The sequence below is a fragment of the Winogradskyella ouciana genome (assembly GCF_009709615.1).
GTDB classification, from domain to species: Bacteria; Bacteroidota; Bacteroidia; order Flavobacteriales; family Flavobacteriaceae; genus Winogradskyella; species Winogradskyella ouciana.
Genome location: NZ_WJYA01000004.1, coordinates 57,033 through 76,495, shown reverse-complemented (window position 1 = coordinate 76,495; position 19,463 = coordinate 57,033). Strand labels below are relative to the sequence as shown.

Sequence of the window (19,463 nt, the reverse complement as noted above, 5' to 3'; positions counted from 1 at the left end):
AATTTTAAGACAATGAAACAGATTACATTAGCAATTGCGATACTATTTTCAGTTAGTGCTTTTGCCCAGACCAATGCAGAATTAAAGGAACACTACGAAGCGTATTACCAGCAAATGAAAAAACAGGGTGATGTACAAGGTATTATTAATGCTATGACGCACCTTAATCTTTTAGAGCCATCAGTTGCCAGACAAGACACCCTTGCATACTTATACCTTTCTGAAGGTAAGTATATGCAGGCCTTAAATACTATAGGTATTGAAAAAAACGCAACGGATTCGGATATGAATGTTGAAGTTAAAGCTTTAGCACTTAAAAATCTAAATCAGCCAAAATTAGCCTTAGAGCATTACGAGATTTTGTTTGAACGCGATCCTAATGTTTACTTGGCATACGAAATTGCTGACATGAAAATTCAAACTGGTGATTCAGCAGGCGCTAAATCTAAAATTGAATATGGTTTAGCCAATGTAACAGATGATATGAAGCGTGGTTTCTACGAAACCCAACAGCCTTACGAAACTTCTATGAAAGCTGCATTATTGTGTTTAAAGGGATTACAAACATTTACTGAAGACAAAACTGCAAATATAGATGCAGCTATTAAGTTAATGAACGATGCCTTGGCCATAGATCCTAATTTTAATTTGGCAAAAGTGAGTCGCCAAGCTTTAGAAAGCCAAAAAGCACAACAAGCTGCCGCTGCTAAAAAGAACTAATAATCACAACACGATATATAAAAAAAGCTGCCAATTGGCAGCTTTTTTTATTTTCAATCTTTTTGGTTTCTTACCATATTCTAACACGCTTTTCTGGTGCTAAATACATTGAATCCCCTTCTTTAATATTAAACGCTTCGTAAAATGCATCAATATTTTTTAAAGGTTGTGTTGCTCTAATATGACCTGGAGAGTGAGGGTCTGTGTTGATTTGAGTTCTTAAAGCTTCATCCCTGATCAACGTTCTCCAAACTGTTGCCCAAGACATAAAGAAACGTTGTTCTGCTGTAAAGCCATCTATATCTTCTGGTCTTCCGTTTTCTTCAAAGTACAATTGTAACCCATCATAAGCTCCCAATAAACCACCTAGATCACCAATGTTTTCTCCTAAAGTAAAAGGGCCGTTAACATAAACGCTATCTAAAACTTCAATTGCAGAATATTGGTCTGCTAAGGCTTTACCTCGCTTTTCAAATTCAGCTAAATCTTCTGGTGTCCACCAGTTGTTTACATTACCGTCACCATCGAAACGGGCTCCAGAATCATCAAAAGCATGAGAAATCTCATGACCAATTACCGCACCTATTCCTCCATAATTTACAGCTTCGTCAGCTGTATAGTTATAAAAAGGTGGTTGTAAAATAGCCGCTGGGAAAACAATCTCATTATTTAGCGGGTTAAAATAAGCGTTAACCATTTGCGGTGGCATTCCCCATTTAGATTTGTCAACTGGCTCATTAATATCTTCAATGTTTTGTTTCTGTGACCATGCGCCTACTGCTAACATATTCTCGGCATAAGAATTTCCTTCTTTTACCTGTAAGTCAGAGTAATCTTCCCACTCATCTGGATAAGCTATCTTAACAGTAAACTTATCTAGCTTTTCTATAGCTTTCTTTTTAGTTTCCTCACTCATCCAATCTAACTTGGTGATGCGATTTTGGAAAGCCGTAATAACGTTAGCTATCATTTTCTCAGCTTTTTCTTTAGCTTCTGGTGGAAATTTAGCCTGTACATACAATTGACCTACTGCTTCACCAACACTACCATCTACAGTTCCGAGAGCACGCTCATCCGCTGGACGCATTTTTTTAGATCCATTAAGTGTTTTACCATAAAATTCCCAATTCGCCTTTTCAATTTCAGTGGTTAAAAATCCAGCAGCACCATTTAAAGTACTCCAGTCCATAAGCGTTTTAATATCTTCAATAGGTGTAGACTTTAAAAAACTATTCATCGCTTTAATATACTTAGGCTGCATTACTAAAAGTGTATCTACTTTCTTTTCAATACCCATATCATCCATAAACTTTTGCCAGTTTATTGCTGGTGCCATCGTCTGTAAATCTTCAAGTGACGTTGGGTTGTTGAAATTTCGTATATCTCTACTCGCCACTTTATCTAAACGTGGTTCTGCCAATTGCGTCTCCATCTCTAAGATTTTTTCTGCAGCTTTTTTAGCATCAGCTTCAGAATAATCAATGTACTGCAACATTCTTGCTACGTGGTCAACATACTGACTTCTTATCTCTTTGGTCTTATCGTCTTGATCTAAATAATAATCACGCTGTAAACCTAATCCTGCTGGGAACAACCAAGCAGTATTCATACTACTGTCATTAAGATCTGGATTTGAACCAATACCAGCGAATGGTGCTGCAACACCAAGTGTTGAAGCAAGAACCGTTTGCATATCGTTTAGGTTTTTGACGCCATCAATCTTATTTAATAGAGGCTCTAGTGGTTTAGTGCCAGCTTCGTTACGAGCAAGAGTGTCTAACTCAGATTCAAAAATCAACAAGGCTTTTTGTTGGTCTGAACCTTCTTTATAGGTTCCTAGTTCTTTAGATGTATTTAAAATATCCAACACATCTTTTCTTGTAGATTTACGCAATACGCCAAATCCTCCCCAACGCGATTCGTCGTCTGGGATAGCATTGGTTTCCATCCATTTACCATTAACGAAAGTGTAAAAATCATCATTTGGACTTACAGTTGTGTCCATGTTTTCCAAAATTATGCCTGGGATTTTTTCTTCTGCCATTGCAGAGTCTTTCTTGGCTTCATCTTTACATCCTACAATAGTAAAGAAAGCCAAACCTGATATCGCTAGAACGCGACTTAGATTGGTTTTCATGTGTTTGTGTTTACTGATTAATTATGGTCAAATGCAATTCGCTATTAATCATTACGTAAAATGATTAAACTTTGAATACGCTCGTGCCATAATGTGATTATTAGTTAATTATAATTAAACGTGGTTAGTAGTTAGACCGATTAATTAAGCAAATGTTACAACTTAACAAAATTTTAAGATAGTTGGATGCTAGTATTCTGCTTTAATCTGTTCGTAAATATCGCGTGATAATTTTTTATTGATTTGATAATTAAGATTAGAAAAAGCAACGACAACCTCTTTAACGCTTTCTAATTTTAAGTCACTATCGATATTGTCTAACGTTAGATTTTCGTTTAACCTTAAAAGTGTTGTTTCAATAATTATCGTTCTGGAAATAATTGGGTTGGTCTGTAAATCTTCTGGAATCTGTGCTTTAAATTCGTCTATAAACTTCTTTAAGAGTTTTTTGTCCCCATTAAAAAAAGATAAGTCCGCTTTTTTAAGATAGCTGATTTGGATTGCCAATTCTTGATATTTTTCCCAATCAGCAACAGCTTCCTCTCCATTGGTACTCAAGGCATAATCAGAATAATCAAAATTCTCAATAGCCTTTGCCGTAATCGGAGTTTTTTGGTTCTCAGTTTCTATGTCTGTGATTTGAGATTGTGATTCCCCATCACCGCAACTCATTAATAGAAAGCTAAATATATTTAAGAGCAGTAAACCAATTCTCATTTCTTATTGTAATTTGATTGTAAATATACTTAAACTATTATTTTGTGTTTATAGTATATTCTTAAAATGAAGATTGACAACTTCTTACTTTAAAGCTGTTTTTTTTGAAAATTTTAATTTTTGGACGTCTAAATTCTTGCTATTTTTGAAGATACTTTAATTAAACTATATGCCTTCTAAAATATTAATAATTGGTGCCTGTGGACAAATTGGCTCAGAGCTTACAACTAAGTTAAGAGAAATACATGGTACAGAGAATGTTATAGCCAGCGACATTAATACCAGAAAGCTAGACTTGGTTAACTCAGGTCCTTTTGAAATTATTGATGCCAAGAACTTCAACGCTATAAAAGACTGCTGTAAAAACCACAATATAGATACCGTTTATCTAATGGCTGCCTTATTAAGTGCTACAGGCGAAAAATACCCTATGGAAGCTTGGGATCTCAACATGAATTCCCTTTTCCATGTCCTTAATTTAGCCAAGGGAGGTAATATAAAAAGAGTCTATTGGCCTAGTAGCATTGCCGTTTTTGGCCCTACAACTCCTAGAGAAGACACACCTCAACATACCATCTGTGAGCCAACTACGGTTTATGGTATAACGAAACAGGTGGGTGAGCGCTGGTGCGAATATTATTATAAAAAATACGGTGTTGATGTTAGAAGTATTCGCTATCCAGGTATTATAAGTCATAAAGCTATGCCTGGAGGTGGCACAACGGATTATGCCGTAGAAATTTACCATGAAGCCATCAAAAAAGGAACATATGAATGTTTTCTTTCAGAAGATACAAGTTTACCAATGATGTTTATGGATGATGCCATTAAAGCGACCATAGACCTTATGGAAGCACCAGGAGAAAATCTAACCATTAGGTCATCCTATAACCTTTCAGCTATTTCGTTTACTCCAAAAGAAATATATGAAAGCATAAAAGCGCAAATGCCTGATTTTAAAATCTCCTATAAACCCGATTTTAGGCAAGCCATTGCTGATAGTTGGCCATCTTCTATTGATGATAGTGTAGCCAGACAAGAATGGAATTGGCAGCATAGTTTTGACTTGGATGCTATGACTGCTGAGATGTTGAGAGCATTAAAGAAAAAGTACCATGCCTCTTAAGAATTATTTGTTAATTTATATAAATGTTTTATATTCGGCGCTTTAAAGCCTCAAATGTTTACAAAAGTGAGAAAAAGAGAAGCCCTAATTCCTCTTTTTTCTTTTATATTTCTTAACCTACTCGTTCTATTTTTATGGGATCAGTCTATTAGTGCTCAAAAATCAGCGCTTCAAAATAGGGTTCACAATTCGGGAGAACTCTTATCGCAAAAGTTTCTTTCTATTGTTAAAAGAGATATTCAGAGTTTAGAAAATTTAAAGGATAGACTTCAGATTACAAATGGCGCTTATTTTGATTATTGGGAACATGATGCGGAATTAATATTACAGCAAAATCCTTCTTTTAAATTTATTGAGTGGATAGATGATCTTATGATCATTCGCAAAATAAACCCTACCCTAGGAAACCAAGCCGCTATCGGGTTGGATATTTCTAAAATTGACTACAGACGCGATGAGTGGATTAGACATAGCTTAGATGGATCTACCAATGTAACCTCGTGGTTTAAGATGACTCAGGGCGGTCACGCCTTTTTAGTAGACGTTCCCGTATACTTTCAGAACAAATTTAGAGGAACGATTACTGCGGGAATGGATTTTAAGAAAAATCTTGATGCATTTGCAGAAAACCTGCCTGATTATAGTGTAGAAATCCGTGATGATAAAGGGACTGTTTTCTATACTCAAAACCCAACCCAAACCGAAACTGGCAATGATGATTTTGTATATAGCAATACATTAAAAATCGATAGTTTAGATAGTCAATTTTGGTCCATAAAAGTAAAGCCAGCCTCTGCCAATTTTTTAAACGACAAAAGTTCTTCAATAAACAACATGCTTATTTTTGGGTTGGCACTATCTACCTTAATGAGCTTACTTATTTATTTTCATTTAAGAGCAAAACTTGAAACCACAAGGGCTGTCAGAGCAAATAAAAAATTAAAAATAACCAATAAAAAACTTAGTAAGCAGCGTAATAGAGCAGAAAGAGCATCAATGGCTAAAACAGAATTTCTCTCTAACATGAGCCATGAAATTAGGACACCTTTGAATGGTATTTTAGGACTAATTCAATTATTGAAAAATTCGAGCAACCCAGAGAACAACGCGCATTATTTGTATCTAATGGACAAATCTTCTAAAAACCTCTTGGCTTTGGTAAATGATGTACTTGAAATAGACAAAATAGAATCTGGGGAAATGAGTTTAAATGAGGTTGTGTTTACACCAAGTAAAGAGGTTGCGGCTTTAGTAAGTCAGTTTAAAGCAGAATTTGAAACAAAAAATCTGTACCTAGATTTAGAGCTTCACTCCAATTCAGAGCTGTCCGTTGTGGGTGATGAGGGAAAATTCAACCAAGTTATTATCAATCTTATAAAAAATGCCTTGAAATTTACAGCTCGTGGTGGCGCTTGTGTGGTTTACAAAGAAACTCTAAAGGACAATTGTCTAAACATATCATTAAAAGTTTCGGATACAGGGATTGGCATACCTCAGTATAACCTTTCAAAAATATTTAAAAGATTTACGCAGGTAGACCAGGGAATTAAGAAAAAACATGAAGGCAGTGGGCTAGGCTTGGCGATAAGTCAGAATTTAGTTGAATTAATGGGAGGTACAATATCTGTTGATAGTCAATTGGGCAAAGGCAGTGAATTTATATTTAATATACCTTTTGCATTATCTGAAATTCAACCTCAAAACAATTTCAACACTGATTCATTCCATTTTAGTTTTGAGAATATAAAAGTTTTAGTAGTAGATGATAACAATATTAATGTTCTTGTCTTAACTAAACTTCTTCGAGATCTTGGTGTAAAAACAGATAAAGCCAAAGATGGTATAAGTGCTGTGAAAATGTCTAGGGAAAAACAATACCAATTGATATTAATGGATATCCATATGCCTTTAATGGATGGTTATGAAGCAACCCGCTTAATACGAGAAGTTAATAAGGACATATTAATCATTGGCCTATCTGCTGATGTCACAAAACAAGCCATAGACAAATCCTTAAAACTTGGTATGAACGACTATCTTACTAAGCCCTTATCTAAGGAGAAACTCCAAAATATTTTAATCAAATATTTCTCAGTAAAAAAAGTTGTAGCTTAATAAGCTTATGGGTTGTTTTGGTATTGAACCTAATAACTTTTCAAAACTGTTATAAATCCTGCTGAGACAGTGCATAAAAAAAGCCCAACATAGTAGTTGGGCTTTTGCTCCTCAGACTGGGCTCGAACCAGTGACCCTCTGATTAACAGTCAGATGCTCTAACCAACTGAGCTACTGAGGAAGATGCTTTTCGCTTAAGCGAGGGCAAATATAAATTATTTTTTAATCTCTACAATATGAAATTTTAATTTTTTGATTTAAAAATTAAAATTCATCATCGGTTTGTTATCCATCTAAAAACGTCATTACCATTAGCAAATAATACAAGAGCAATTAAGATAAAGAATCCAACGATTTGCGCACGCTCTAAGAACTTTTCACTTGGCTTGCGACCAGATATCATTTCGTACAATAAAAACATAACGTGTCCACCATCTAAGGCAGGTATTGGTAAGAGATTAAGTATTGCCAACATAATTGACAAGAAAGCTGTAAGTCTCCAGAAAGCTTCCCAGCTCCATACTTCTGGGAAAATATCAAAGATGGCTTTAAAACCACCTAAACCCTTATAAGCTCCTGTACTTGGAGTGAATATCGCTTTTAACTGATCAAAATAACCTGCTACTTGATCTACAAATTTATCTGCGCCACCACCAAAACTCTCTAAAAATGTGTACTCCTTTCTGGTAATATCTATATATCCTAATTCTTCAAACTTATTTTCTGAAATACCCGGAAACACACCTATTTTACCATTTGAGTTTACTTTTAATTCCCTCTCAATACTATCATTGTCCCTCAAAAGTGTGGCAGTAATGGTTTGGTTTTTATAGTTTTTCAACCTTGGTTCTAATTGATCAAAATATCTAATCCCTTTTCCATTTATAGCTAACAGAACATCTCCTTGCTTTAGGTCAACATCTTTATTCTGCATAGTGTCATCAACCTTTGCTACCATAAACGGCACTCTAAGGTTAAATAAACTAGAACGGTTTTTTCTAGAAGACAACTGCCCTAAAAAATCTTCAGGTAAATTGATTTTTTTGGTTTCGTTGTTACGTTCTACAGTAAACTCCTCTGCAGAAATCAAGCTTTTAATAACGTCTGAGTGTGCTTCAACAGGTTCACCATTAACCGCAATTACTTTATCACCTGTTTTAAAACCTAAATCGAGCATTAATTGGTTTTCAATTAAATATCCATCCTTAAGACTTTCTAGCGTATAGTCTTTATCACCATAAGCAAAGGAAATAAAGACGTAAATAAAGTAGGCCAGAATAAAGTTAACCGTAACACCACCAAGCATAATAATCAACCGTTGCCAGGCTGGTTTAGAACGGAATTCCCACGGTTGCGGAGGTTGTGCCATTTGTTCCTTATCCATACTCTCATCTATCATTCCGGCAATCTTTACGTAACCTCCAAGTGGTAACCAACCGATTCCATATACAGTATCCCCAATTTTCTTTTTTAACAGCGAGTATTTTACATCAAAAAAGAGATAAAACTTCTCTACTTTGGTTTTAAATAATTTGGCTGGTATAAAGTGACCCAACTCGTGCAATACGATCAGAAGCGATAAACTCAGTAAAAATTGGGATATCTTAATTACAAATTCCATGTAGTCATTTTCAAATTTTCAATTGACAAAAGTAAGGTTTTAAAGCAACTTAGAAAATAATTGTATTTCCAATCGATTTATTTTTAACACCGATTTATAAATCATAGGATTTCTCTCTCACGTTTCTGTTAAAATAATAGAGTCAAATTGCCAACTGTTGTATCTTTGCATTTCAAAAATTTTAACGAAATACCAATGTCATTTCTTTCGTTTTTTAAGCGCTATAAAAAATTCGGAGTTTTCTTTTCTGTGCTTTGTGTCATTATTATAGGTATAATTTATAGCATTCTTAATGTTAAACGACCATTGCCAATATACCAGCCAGCCATGGTTAGTGAAGAATTGGTGGATAGCACTATTCAGCACCAAATTAAATATCATAAAATTGCGGATTTTAGTTTAATCAATCAAAATGGCGAAACCATTACGCAAAACACTTACAAAGACAAAATATATGTAGCTGACTTTTTCTTTACAACCTGCCAAACGATTTGTCCGATTATGACGGATCATATGTATCAAATTCAAAAGGAAATAATTAGTGATGACGATGTAATGCTCCTCTCCCATTCTGTTACTCCAAGAATTGATAGCGTTGCACAACTTAAAAAGTATGCCAAGGAAAAAGGGGTTATTGACCGTAAATGGAATTTAGTGACTGGCGATAAAAAACAAATCTATGAATTGGCCAGAAAAAGCTACTTAGCGGTAAAAACGCAAGGCAATGGTGATATCTACGACATGATACATACCGAAAACTTTATGCTTATTGATAAAAAGCGTCAAATCAGAGGATTTTATGACGGTACAAATCCTGAAGACATCGAAAAGCTTCTGGAAGATATTGAAACCTTAAAAGACGAATCCTAAATTCTTTAAAAAGGTTTTAGCCCCTAGAAATTTTATTCTATTTTTGCTTCTTTAAATTCAATCTAAATAAGAATAAGCTTGACACTAGCAGAATTAAAACGTGGACAACAAGGTACTATTAAAGATGTTTCCTCAATCCATATTCCTTTAAAACTTCTCGAAATGGGCTGTTTGCCGGGTAATTCTGTGGAGCTGGTTCAAGTTGCTCCTTTTGCAGACCCCATGTACCTCAACATTAATGGTTCGCATTTGGCCATTAGAAAGGAAACTGCTGTGCACATAATAATAGAGGTAATAAATGGCTAAACAAATCAACGTTGCGTTAATAGGAAACCCAAATACAGGAAAAACCTCTGTTTTTAATGCCTTAACAGGATTGAATCAAAAGGTGGGTAACTATCCTGGTATTACAGTTGAAAAGAAGGAAGGCATCTGCAAATTACCTCGAGGTGTAAAAGCACATATTATTGATTTACCCGGAACTTACAGTTTAAATGCCTCTTCGCTTGATGAAAATGTGGTCATTGAACTGCTCCTTAATAAAAACGATAAAGATTTTCCTGATGTTGCTGTTGTAGTCAGTGATGTTGAAAATCTAAAGCGAAACCTTCTACTTTTTACCCAAATAAAGGATTTGGAAATTCCATCCATACTGGTCATCAATATGTCAGACCGAATGGCCTATAAAGGTATCTCCTTGGATATTGATTATTTAGAGCAACAGCTCGAAACCAAAATTGCACTTATAAGTACACGGAAGAATAAAGGCATTGGTGAACTTAAGGAGCTCATTGCAAATTATAAAGACCTCTCCACAAAACCATGCCTTAATGCTTCGTCAATAGATGAGGATTATTTTAATAATCTAAGAAAAGCATTTCCCAATCAACTCTTGTACAAACTTTGGTTAGTGATTACCCAAGATGTCAACTTTGGTAAAACCGATAGAAACACCATAGATGCCGTTTCAGATTTTAAAACAAAAACAAAAGCAGATCTAAAACGACTTCAGCAAAAAGAAACAATAAAGCGCTATCAGTTTATCAATAACACGCTTAAAAAAGGGCAAACTATTGATTTGGCCAGTGCTAAGGATTTAAGGGTTAAATTAGATAGGATTTTAACACATAAGGTTTGGGGCTACCTCATATTTGGAATAATACTCTTAACTATTTTTCAGGCGATTTACGATTGGGCACAAATTCCTATGGAACTTATTGATAGTGCGTTTGCGTCTTTAAGTGAATGGACAAAAAACACGCTGCCAGACGGAGCATTTACAAGCCTTATAGCCGAAGGCATTATTCCTGGGCTTGGTGGTATTGTTATTTTTATTCCGCAGATTGCTTTCTTATTTCTCTTTATTTCCATTCTCGAAGAAAGCGGTTATATGAGTCGTGTGGTCTTTTTAATGGACAGAATTATGCGACGGTTTGGGCTAAGCGGAAAAAGCGTAGTGCCTTTAATTTCCGGGACAGCTTGTGCCATACCTGCAATAATGGCGACACGTAATATTGAAAGCTGGAAAGAACGTTTAATTACTATTTTAGTAACTCCATTTACAACATGCTCTGCACGTTTACCAGTGTATTTAATCATTATAGAATTAGTTATACCTGAAGGTCGCTTTTTAGGATTAGGTTACCAACCCTTAACTTTAATGCTACTGTATCTGATCGGGTTTGGAGCTGCGGTTGGTTCAGCTTGGATATTGAATAAGATACTGAAAATAAGGAGTAAAACTTTTTTTGTAGTAGAAATGCCCAACTACAAATTACCGTTATTTAAAAATGTAGCTTTAACGGTTTTAGAGAAAACAAAGGCTTTTGTATTTGGAGCAGGAAAAATCATCCTGGCTATTTCAATTATTCTTTGGTTTTTAGCTTCTTACGGTCCTGGCGAACAATTCAACAATGCAGATACTATTGTTACGGAACAATTTGCTTCAGAAAATCTGTCTGAGGACGAGTTACAGCAAAAAATTGCATCACATAAGTTAGAACATTCCTTTATTGGTATTACAGGAAGAGCAATTGAACCTGCGATACGACCCTTGGGTTACGATTGGAAAATCGGTATTGCTATTGTAAGTTCTTTTGCAGCACGCGAAGTCTTTGTAGGTACATTGGCGACCATTTATAGCGTTGGTAGTGATGAAGAGGAAACTATTAAAAACAGAATGGCTGGCGAGGTCAACCCAATTCTTGGTGGACCCTTATTTAATTTTGCATCAGGTATTTCCTTATTGCTGTTCTATGCTTTTGCCATGCAGTGCATGAGCACACTAGCCATTGTAAAACGTGAAACCAACTCGTGGAAGTGGCCCATGTACCAACTTGTAATCATGAGTGCTTTTGCTTATCTTGTAGCATTGGCGGCATTTCAAATGTTAAAATAAATGAACACACTTATTCAAAACATATTGGTTTTTTCTGCTCTAGGCTTAGCACTTCTATTTCTGGTAAGAAAATTTATTTGGAAGCCAAAAAGCAAATCTTCTTCGGCTTGTGGGACTGATGACTGCGGATGCCATTAACCCAAAATAAACTATAATCATAGTGTTTGATTCATTCTTTAGGCTGAAACACAACTTCCAGCTGATAATCTTCTTCTTTTGTTTCAACAGAAGTGTCGGGATATGGAGTTAAGCTAAAACCATAAATTAATAAATTCTCAGAATAAAAAGCTAAGTTATTGCTAGCCGTTACAAAACCGCTGGCATCAATCCTGAGTTTCTTCTTTTGAATGAATTTTGAATCTTTATAAATCAACACTTCAACAAAAGCCTCACCTGCTCTAACACACATCACGTCTTTTGGACATCTTGAATCGTTTATCACCCTGTTAAATTCCACCTGAAAAGTGCCGAACTTTACCTCTTCATTCAATTTTACAAATTCACTGATACTTAACGAATCTTTTTGTACAACGTTTTGTGCTTCTAGTGCATTAAATGAACCAACAATACAGCACAATAATAAAAACAGTCCTTTTCTCATATTACTAATATATAATCTAAAGACTTAAATAATTTATTAATGTGACAAATTATAAAATATTTTAGCTACATTTGAAAAATATTTAAGCTAACTTAAAAATTAATTAAAGCAATTATAAATGTCCGTAGCTACTGAAAATTTTATAAAAGCTATTTATAACAATAATTCCCACGATGCTCGCAACACAAAACCTGGGAATATTGCTAAAAAACTTGGTATATCCAATGCTGCTGCAACCGATATGGCAAAAAAACTGGCTATAAAGGATTTGCTGCATTATGAAAAGTATCAAGAATTACAGCTAACAGATAAAGGCAAAAAAATGGCGCTCAATGTGATTAGAAAACATCGTCTTTGGGAAGCCTTTCTATTTAAAATGTTTGATATGTCTTTGCACGACATCCACAGAGAAGCAGAGCTTTTAGAGCATCAAACTTCAGATTTGCTGGCCAATAAAATCAGCGAGTATCTTGGCAATCCTAAGTTTGATCCGCATGGTGACCCAATTCCAAATTCTGAAGGAGAAATAACAACAACGGATACTTCCATTCCGCTTTCTAATGCTGTTGAAGGAAAAAAATATGTCATTTCTCGCTTAACAAGCGATGACAAGGAATTTTTTGAATTTTGCGCGCATCACAAATTAAAATATGGCAATGAAATCAAAGTTTCAAAGCAATTCAAAAACAACAAAATGACTGAACTCTCAGTTGAAAACAACACAATTTTATTAAACGAAGATTTTACAACCTTAATTTATGTCAATGAAGCTAACTAACAGAAATTTATTATTGAGTCTCACTTTATTTACCGCGTTACAATTTGGTTTTGCACAAGAAACTGATAATGTAGAAGCATTAGTAACCGATAGACCAGATGCAACTGAAGCCTCTTCAACCGTGGGCAAAGGAGTTTTACAATTTGAAACCGGAGGACTTTACGAATCCTTTGAAGAGAATAATATTAAGTCTGAAAACTACACGTACAACACTATGCTGATACGTTACGGAATTTTAGATAATCTGGAATTTCGATTAGGCTGGGATTTTGTTGAAGGCGTAACCACAGTAAACGGCAACAAATTAGATAATGTTACCAGTGGTCTTTCTCCATTATTACTTGGTTTGAAGTTAGATATTGCCGAAGAAGATGGCTGTATGCCAGAGATCGCATTGATAGGCCATGTATTTCCGGTATTTAGTGCTGCAGAAGACTACAGACCAGAATATACGGGAGTAGATTTTAGACTTTCGCTATCACATACTTTGAGTGAAAATTCTAGTCTTGGTTATAATATTGGTGCACAATGGGGAGATGACTCTCCTGAAGCTGCAGCAATCTATACGCTTGCTTATGGTTATAGTTTTACAGAAAAATTCGGAATGTACGCTGAAGTGTATGGAGACTTGCCAGAAGACAGTTCTGCCAACCACTTTTGGGATGCCGGACTCACTTATTTAGTTTGCAACGATTTACAACTTGATGCCTATTTCGGTACAAGTTTTACCGAAGGGCAAGATATTTTAATTGGAGCTGGATTAAGTTATAGAATAAGAAAGAAAAAATAAAGATAATTTTTACTGTGCGTGTCACATTGAGCGCAGTCGAAATGCAATTGAAAACAAAATTTAAATGAAAAATATAACACTACTATTTCTCTTATTAATAACAGTATTTGGCTGTAAAAACGAGAAAAACGACAATGGCAAATTAAATGTAGTTACCACAACAACTATGATTACCGATTTGGTAAAAAACATTGGTGGAGATGCTATTAATGTAGAAGGTTTAATGGGAAGTGGAGTTGATCCTCACCTGTACAAAGCAAGTGAAGGTGACGTAACAAAACTGTTTAATGCAGATATTATTTTTTATAATGGGTTGCATCTTGAAGGTAAACTAGTAGAGGTTTTTGAAAAAATGGGTAATCAAGCGAAAACTCCTATAGCATTGGCCGATCAACTAGACAAAAAAGGATTGATTGGTTCTGATTACTTTGCTTCCAATTACGATCCGCATGTATGGTTTAATATTGACTATTTTAAGCAATTTGCTGAAAAAGTAACAGAAGTTCTATCTGAAAATAATCCAGAAAACAAGGACACATTTGAAGCCAATAAAATGAAATATTTATCAGAATTGGATGAACTTCAAGAAAAAGTAAGGACCGTTATCGAAACGCTTCCAAAAGAAAAGAGAATATTGGTGACAGCGCATGATGCCTTTAATTACTTCGGTAAAGCTTACGATTTTGAAGTGGTCGGCCTTCAAGGATTATCCACTGCAACAGAAGCTGGCGTTCAAGATGTACAGAAATTAGCTGCTTTTATTATTGAAAAACAAATCAAAGCTATTTTTGTAGAAAGCTCTGTGCCAAAACGAACGATTGAAGCACTACAAGCTGCTGTAAAGTCAAAAGGTCATGAAGTAGAAATTGGAGGCACCTTATATTCTGATGCCCTTGGAAATGCTGGTACAGTTGAAGGGACCTATGTTGGTATGTTTGAGTATAATGTGAATACGATTGTAAATGCTTTGAAGTGATTAGTGATTAGTGAGAAATAAACCAAAAGAACAGAAAATAGCATAAATGAATGTCCCTAATTCCGACTGTGTCGGAAACATCAAAATTCAGAAATAATGAGCGAAAGAACGAAGATGCAAGGCGTAGCCTTAAGCACGAAGTTCTGAAAGCGAATGGTGCTTCGCAATTTCCTAATTTTGATCGTGATTTTTTGGTTCGTTTTGCATCAAGGCAAAATGAACATAAATTAAATTATGAAGAAACAAACTAAAGACAATGAGACTCCTGCTTCCGCAGGAGTGGTAGCAGTTAAAGTAGATGACCTCACCGTAGCCTACAACTACAAACCCGTACTCTGGGATATCGATTTAGAAATTCCAGAAGGAGTTCTTATGGCTATTGTTGGGCCAAACGGAGCAGGAAAATCAACCTTGATAAAATCTATTCTTGGTATTTTAAAACCCATAGCTGGTAGCGTCGCCATATACGACAAACCCTACGAAAAGCAACGACAGCTAGTAGCTTACGTGCCTCAAAAAGGAAGTGTCGATTGGGATTTTCCAACAACCGCTTTAGATGTGGTTATGATGGGCACCTACGGAAGTCTGGGCTGGATTAAACGACCAGGACAAAAAGAAAAGAAAGCTGCACTTGAGGCTCTGGAGAAAGTAGGTATGCTACCTTTTAAAAACAGACAAATCAGTCAACTTTCAGGAGGGCAACAGCAGCGTATATTTTTGGCAAGAGCCTTGGTACAAAATGCATCCATCTATTTTATGGACGAACCGTTTCAAGGTGTTGATGCTTCAACTGAAATCGCCATCATCAATATATTAAAAGCCTTAAGAAAAGCTGGTAAAACGGTTATTGTTGTTCATCACGATTTACAAACCGTACCAGAATATTTCGATTGGGTGACCTTCTTAAATGTGAAGAAAATTGCTACAGGACCAGTAAAGGATATTTTTAGTGATGATAATTTGACGAAGACTTATGGTATTAATTATAAGGTAAGTATACAAGAGTAGAAAAGTGTAAAGTATACAGTGTTCAGTCGCAGTTTGCAGTACATACTCTAACTAATGAAAACCAAAATATAAATCGAACTTGATATTCCGACAAGGTCGGAAACATCAAAATTCAGAAATAATGAACGAAAGAACGAAGATGCAAGGCGTAGCCTTAAGCACGAAGTTCTGAAAGTGAATGGTGCTTTAGCAATTTCCTAATTTTGATCGTGATTTTTCGGTTCGTTTTGTATCAAGACAAAATGAACAAAAGAAAAAAAACAGATTGCCGCAGCTGATTAAAAATCAGCTTCGCAATGACAAATAAAAGAAAATTATAGACTTAACAGAATACATAGAACTCGTCTTCACAGACTACACACTTAGAACCATAACTCTTGGTACTGCCATACTAGGTGCGGTAACCGGAATGTTGGGCAGTTTCGCCGTACTCAGAAAACAGAGTTTACTCGGAGATGCGATTTCACACGCTGCATTACCAGGTATTGCCATCGCTTTTTTAATTACTGGTGCAAAGGATAGTAACACCTTATTGCTCGGAGCACTGGTCAGTGGTCTTATTGGCACCTTCTGGATTCGAGGTATTGTTACAAAAACCCATTTAAAATCAGACACGGCTTTAGGCTTGATTTTATCCTTGTTTTTCGGCTTTGGTATGTTGCTGTTGACCTTTATTCAAAAACAGCCCAATGCCAATCAAGCTGGATTGGATAAATACCTTTTTGGACAGGCAGCAACCTTGGTAGAAAGTGATGTATGGCTAATGGCAATTGTTACAGGAATCTGTTTAATCATTATGCTCACCTTTTGGAAAGAATTCAAAATACTGCTTTTTGATGCTGATTATACCAAAACACTTGGCTTTAACACCAAAACTATTGATATACTTATTACCAGTTTTATTGTTTTGGCCATTGTTTTAGGCTTACAAACTGTTGGTGTGGTATTAATGAGCGCTATGCTCTTGGCACCAGCTGCAGCAGCAAGGCAATGGACCAACAAATTATCTGCTATGGTGTTTTTGGCTGCGCTCTTTGGAGCATTTTCAGGAGTATTTGGTACTGCGATTAGTGCCAGTCAGAATAATTTATCCACTGGACCTGTCATTGTCTTGGTAGCAGCGGTTTTTGTTATTGTTTCTTTTGTGTTTTCGCCTAGTCGAGGCTTATTGTTTAAACAAATTCGATTTATTAAAAATCGTCGTGATTTGGAATTACACAAAACATTGGCATTTATGCATAACATTGCTGCAACGCACGAGGATATTTCGCATCCACATGCTATTATTATTTTGAACAACTTTCAAGGTTATACCAAAGGCACTTTACAGAAATTGGTGGATAAAGGTTATGTAGAACTACAGGGCAATATGTGGAGTCTCACTGAAAAAGGGTTTGAAACAGCTTCAAATTTATACAACCAGCAAAACGAAAATGATGAGTAGCGCACAGTTTGAAATACAGTTGATTGCAAGTTTGGTTGCGGTGGCCTGTGCCATACCAGGAACATTTTTGGTGCTCAGAAAAATGGCAATGATTAGCGATGCCATTAGCCATTCCATCTTGCCAGGTATCGTTATAGGCTTTTTTATAACTCATGATTTAAACTCACCGTTACTCATTCTTTTAGCAGCCTTAACAGGAATTATCACCGTAATTTTAGTAGAGTATATTCAAAAAACAGGACTGGTAAAGGAAGACACAGCTATAGGCTTGGTGTTTCCTGCATTGTTCAGTATTGGTGTGATTATGATTGCCAAAAACGCCAACGACGTACATTTGGATGTTGATGCCGTTTTATTGGGTGAACTGGCCTTTGCTCCTTTTGATAGGCTACTTATTGGTGGCACTGATGTCGGTCCAAAATCACTTTGGATCGTTGGGACAATTCTGCTTATTACAATCACCTTACTGTTTACGTTTTTTAAGGAATTAAAAGTCAGCACGTTTGATAAAGGCTTAGCCGCATCTCTTGGGTTTTCTCCAGCCATTATTCACTATGGTTTAATGTCGGTGTCGTCCGTAACAACCGTTGGTGCTTTTGATGCTGTTGGTGCTATTTTAGTCGTTGCCCTTATGATTGCACCTGCTGCAGCGGCTTATCTTTTAACGACGGATTTAAAGAAAATGCTTGGACTTTCTATTGGATTTGGGATTTTTAGTGCCATTTTAGGCTATTGGGTAGCACATTGGCTAGATGCTTCCATTTCTGGTTCCATAACCTCAGTACTAGGACTTGTTTTTCTGTTGGTCTATCTATTTGCACCAACAAAAGGTATTATAGCGGTGATGTATCGCGAAAAACAACAGCGTAGAGAAGTATCGCTTATCACCTTTTTACTGCATTTAAAAAACCATGATGAAATCTCTGAACGCCATGTAAAACATCTCAACGAGCATATCAATTGGCAAAAAGTGCGTTCAAAATCTGTATTAGACTTAGCGCAGAAAAACAATATGATCACTATTGACAATAATATCGTTTCCCTTACTGAAAAAGGCGATGAATTCACGTCTAAAGCCATCGACTATATTATTACCAACGAAGATGCTCAGATTGAAGATATGAAAGATGACTTCTTTTTGTTTAGAGGGTAAATCAATTTTTGATTTACGAATTACGATTTTTGATTTTGCTTTTCACAGACTGCTTACTGCTTACTACTTACTACTTACTACTTACTGAAACCTATTTAAACCCACGTTCTTTCTGAATATGCTCATAAGCTTCCTGCACTTGCCTAAACTTTTCCTCTGCTCCTTCTTGGTGCTCCTTGCCTAGATGTCCAACTCGATCTGGATGGTATTTCTTTGCCATTTTTCGGTAAGCACGTTTTACTTCATCATCAGAAACCGATTTATCGATTTCCAGAATTTTGTAGGCATTGTCAGAACTGTTATAAAACATCGCCTTTATACTTTCAAAATCCTTGCTGCTAATGCCCAAATACCCAGAAATGGTATAGATTTGTCGCATTTCGTCTTCCGTTACATGGCCATCTGCTTTAGCAATCCCGAATAAAAAATGAAGCAGTTGCAAACGTGATGGATGATCCATCATTTGACGTATTTGAGTACAAACTTTGTGCGTAGAAATGTTTTGTTTGGTTATACCCTTAAATAACTTAAAGGCGTGGTTGGCACGTTCCTTACCATACATATTTCTAAACTGCTGACGTACGTAATCCAGCTCACGTTGATCTTGTTTACCATCTGCCTTTATCACAACTGAAGCCAATATTAAAAGGCTCACTTCAAAATCACCAGATTGTGTTTGAGGGCGACTAGTTCTGGTTTGTGTTCGTCGTTGACTATAAGGGTCCCGTCTTTGCCTTCCTGTTTGTTGCTCACCTAGCAGTGGAGTTCCGTTTCCAGCTAAATTATCAACAAAACTTCCTATTGCCAATCCGATTATAGCACCAATTGGCCCACCAAATGACCAGCCTATGGCACCTCCTATCCATTTTGCAAAACTCATGTATTCTCTCGTTATCTATTAAAATTCAAATATACTACTTGTTAGTAGATTATTTCTGCCGTTTGTTACCATTGAAAATCAAAATAGCATGATTGATACTGCTTACTAAATACTGAATACTGCTTACTT

The 19,463-nt window shown here is 35.9% G+C and carries 19 protein-coding genes and 1 tRNA gene; 14 read left to right on the top strand and 6 right to left on the bottom strand.

Annotated elements, in window-relative coordinates; all coding sequences use genetic code 11:
- Positions 1-12: 12 nt before the first annotated feature.
- A complete protein-coding gene (locus tag F1003_RS04295) occupies positions 13-720 on the top strand; it encodes a tetratricopeptide repeat protein (RefSeq protein ID WP_155087984.1) in 708 nt (235 codons plus the stop codon).
- A gap of 70 nt (positions 721-790) precedes the next feature.
- On the opposite strand, the gene F1003_RS04290 is transcribed toward F1003_RS04295, so the two are convergent.
- Both F1003_RS04290 and F1003_RS04285 read right to left on the bottom strand, forming a co-directional pair.
- Entirely contained in the window at positions 791-2,857 is a 2,067-nt protein-coding gene (locus F1003_RS04290; protein WP_155087983.1) for a M13 family metallopeptidase, read from the bottom strand.
- A gap of 189 nt (positions 2,858-3,046) precedes the next feature.
- Positions 3,047-3,574 (bottom strand): hypothetical protein, encoded by a 528-nt coding sequence (locus tag F1003_RS04285; RefSeq protein WP_155087982.1) that lies wholly within the window; start codon positions 3,572-3,574, stop codon positions 3,047-3,049.
- Between the two features lie 169 nt (positions 3,575-3,743).
- Between F1003_RS04285 and F1003_RS04280 the strand changes: the two genes are divergently transcribed.
- Entirely contained in the window at positions 3,744-4,700 is a 957-nt protein-coding gene (locus F1003_RS04280; protein ID WP_155087981.1) for an NAD-dependent epimerase/dehydratase family protein, read from the top strand.
- A gap of 54 nt (positions 4,701-4,754) precedes the next feature.
- Positions 4,755-6,815, top strand: a complete 2,061-nt coding sequence (locus F1003_RS04275; protein WP_155087980.1) for an ATP-binding protein — start codon at positions 4,755-4,757, stop codon at positions 6,813-6,815.
- A gap of 107 nt (positions 6,816-6,922) precedes the next feature.
- Here the strand turns inward: F1003_RS04275 and F1003_RS04270 are convergent.
- Together F1003_RS04270 and rseP are read right to left on the bottom strand one after the other, a co-directional pair.
- Positions 6,923-6,996 (bottom strand) — tRNA-Asn (locus tag F1003_RS04270).
- 93 nt (positions 6,997-7,089) lie between these two features.
- Positions 7,090-8,436 (bottom strand): RIP metalloprotease RseP, encoded by a 1,347-nt coding sequence (gene rseP / locus F1003_RS04265; RefSeq protein ID WP_155087979.1) that lies wholly within the window; start codon positions 8,434-8,436, stop codon positions 7,090-7,092.
- 195 nt (positions 8,437-8,631) lie between these two features.
- Here rseP and F1003_RS04260 point away from each other — a divergent pair, with 195 nt between their 5' ends.
- From F1003_RS04260 to F1003_RS18450, 4 genes are all read left to right on the top strand, one after another.
- Positions 8,632-9,306: an SCO family protein gene (locus F1003_RS04260; protein WP_155087978.1), complete on the top strand. Its 675-nt coding sequence runs from the start codon at positions 8,632-8,634 to the stop codon at positions 9,304-9,306.
- Positions 9,307-9,378: 72 nt separating this feature from the next.
- Entirely contained in the window at positions 9,379-9,612 is a 234-nt protein-coding gene (locus F1003_RS04255; RefSeq protein ID WP_162306918.1) for a FeoA family protein, read from the top strand.
- Entirely contained in the window at positions 9,605-11,704 is a 2,100-nt protein-coding gene (gene feoB, locus F1003_RS04250; RefSeq protein ID WP_155087976.1) for a ferrous iron transport protein B, read from the top strand. Before F1003_RS04255 ends, feoB begins: the two co-directional genes overlap by 8 nt.
- Positions 11,705-11,842, top strand: a complete 138-nt coding sequence (locus F1003_RS18450) for a FeoB-associated Cys-rich membrane protein (protein WP_235898271.1) — start codon at positions 11,705-11,707, stop codon at positions 11,840-11,842.
- Between the two features lie 31 nt (positions 11,843-11,873).
- On the opposite strand, the gene F1003_RS04245 is transcribed toward F1003_RS18450, so the two are convergent.
- Positions 11,874-12,305, bottom strand: a complete 432-nt coding sequence (locus F1003_RS04245; protein WP_155087975.1) for a hypothetical protein — start codon at positions 12,303-12,305, stop codon at positions 11,874-11,876.
- 118 nt (positions 12,306-12,423) lie between these two features.
- Here F1003_RS04245 and F1003_RS04240 point away from each other — a divergent pair, with 118 nt between their 5' ends.
- The 7 genes from F1003_RS04240 (at position 12,424) to F1003_RS04215 (ending at position 18,454) form a co-directional block, all read left to right on the top strand.
- Positions 12,424-13,083 carry a metal-dependent transcriptional regulator gene (locus tag F1003_RS04240; protein ID WP_155087974.1) on the top strand — a complete coding sequence of 220 codons (660 nt, stop codon included), beginning with the start codon at positions 12,424-12,426 and terminating at the stop codon, positions 13,081-13,083.
- A complete protein-coding gene (locus F1003_RS04235; RefSeq protein WP_155087973.1) occupies positions 13,070-13,873 on the top strand; it encodes a transporter in 804 nt (267 codons plus the stop codon). The genes F1003_RS04240 and F1003_RS04235 overlap by 14 nt, the downstream gene beginning before the upstream one ends.
- 64 nt (positions 13,874-13,937) lie before the next feature.
- Positions 13,938-14,849 (top strand): metal ABC transporter solute-binding protein, Zn/Mn family, encoded by a 912-nt coding sequence (locus F1003_RS04230; protein ID WP_155087972.1) that lies wholly within the window; start codon positions 13,938-13,940, stop codon positions 14,847-14,849.
- Between the two features lie 50 nt (positions 14,850-14,899).
- Entirely contained in the window at positions 14,900-15,100 is a 201-nt protein-coding gene (locus F1003_RS16560; RefSeq protein WP_162306893.1) for a hypothetical protein, read from the top strand.
- On the top strand, positions 15,084-15,857 hold the full coding sequence (locus F1003_RS04225; protein WP_155087971.1) for a metal ABC transporter ATP-binding protein: 774 nt from the start codon (positions 15,084-15,086) through the stop codon (positions 15,855-15,857). The genes F1003_RS16560 and F1003_RS04225 overlap by 17 nt, the downstream gene beginning before the upstream one ends.
- Before the next feature lie 316 nt (positions 15,858-16,173).
- The gene (locus F1003_RS04220; RefSeq protein WP_162306917.1) at positions 16,174-17,301 is read left to right on the top strand and encodes an iron chelate uptake ABC transporter family permease subunit; all 1,128 of its coding nucleotides are present in this window, start codon (positions 16,174-16,176) and stop codon (positions 17,299-17,301) included.
- On the top strand, positions 17,294-18,454 hold the full coding sequence (locus F1003_RS04215) for a metal ABC transporter permease (RefSeq protein WP_155088610.1): 1,161 nt from the start codon (positions 17,294-17,296) through the stop codon (positions 18,452-18,454). Before F1003_RS04220 ends, F1003_RS04215 begins: the two co-directional genes overlap by 8 nt.
- Before the next feature lie 91 nt (positions 18,455-18,545).
- Here the strand turns inward: F1003_RS04215 and F1003_RS04210 are convergent, their stop codons facing one another.
- The gene (locus F1003_RS04210) at positions 18,546-19,334 is read right to left on the bottom strand and encodes a TerB family tellurite resistance protein (RefSeq protein ID WP_155087970.1); all 789 of its coding nucleotides are present in this window, start codon (positions 19,332-19,334) and stop codon (positions 18,546-18,548) included.
- Between the last annotated feature and the right edge of the window lie 129 nt (positions 19,335-19,463).

Coding starts and splice junctions, on each gene's coding strand:
- F1003_RS16560 (WP_162306893.1), top strand. CDS start 14,900: ATGTCCCTAATTCCGACTGTGTCGGAAACATCAAAATTCAGAAATAAT.
- feoB (WP_155087976.1), top strand. CDS start 9,605: ATGGCTAAACAAATCAACGTTGCGTTAATAGGAAACCCAAATACAGGA.
- F1003_RS04275 (WP_155087980.1), top strand. CDS start 4,755: ATGTTTACAAAAGTGAGAAAAAGAGAAGCCCTAATTCCTCTTTTTTCT.
- F1003_RS04210 (WP_155087970.1), bottom strand. CDS start 19,334: ATGAGTTTTGCAAAATGGATAGGAGGTGCCATAGGCTGGTCATTTGGT.
- rseP (WP_155087979.1), bottom strand. CDS start 8,436: ATGGAATTTGTAATTAAGATATCCCAATTTTTACTGAGTTTATCGCTT.
- F1003_RS04230 (WP_155087972.1), top strand. CDS start 13,938: ATGAAAAATATAACACTACTATTTCTCTTATTAATAACAGTATTTGGC.
- F1003_RS04285 (WP_155087982.1), bottom strand. CDS start 3,574: ATGAGAATTGGTTTACTGCTCTTAAATATATTTAGCTTTCTATTAATG.
- F1003_RS04295 (WP_155087984.1), top strand. CDS start 13: ATGAAACAGATTACATTAGCAATTGCGATACTATTTTCAGTTAGTGCT.
- F1003_RS04225 (WP_155087971.1), top strand. CDS start 15,084: ATGAAGAAACAAACTAAAGACAATGAGACTCCTGCTTCCGCAGGAGTG.
- F1003_RS18450 (WP_235898271.1), top strand. CDS start 11,705: ATGAACACACTTATTCAAAACATATTGGTTTTTTCTGCTCTAGGCTTA.
- F1003_RS04280 (WP_155087981.1), top strand. CDS start 3,744: ATGCCTTCTAAAATATTAATAATTGGTGCCTGTGGACAAATTGGCTCA.
- F1003_RS04215 (WP_155088610.1), top strand. CDS start 17,294: ATGAGTAGCGCACAGTTTGAAATACAGTTGATTGCAAGTTTGGTTGCG.
- F1003_RS04260 (WP_155087978.1), top strand. CDS start 8,632: ATGTCATTTCTTTCGTTTTTTAAGCGCTATAAAAAATTCGGAGTTTTC.
- F1003_RS04240 (WP_155087974.1), top strand. CDS start 12,424: ATGTCCGTAGCTACTGAAAATTTTATAAAAGCTATTTATAACAATAAT.
- F1003_RS04290 (WP_155087983.1), bottom strand. CDS start 2,857: ATGAAAACCAATCTAAGTCGCGTTCTAGCGATATCAGGTTTGGCTTTC.
- F1003_RS04235 (WP_155087973.1), top strand. CDS start 13,070: ATGAAGCTAACTAACAGAAATTTATTATTGAGTCTCACTTTATTTACC.
- F1003_RS04245 (WP_155087975.1), bottom strand. CDS start 12,305: ATGAGAAAAGGACTGTTTTTATTATTGTGCTGTATTGTTGGTTCATTT.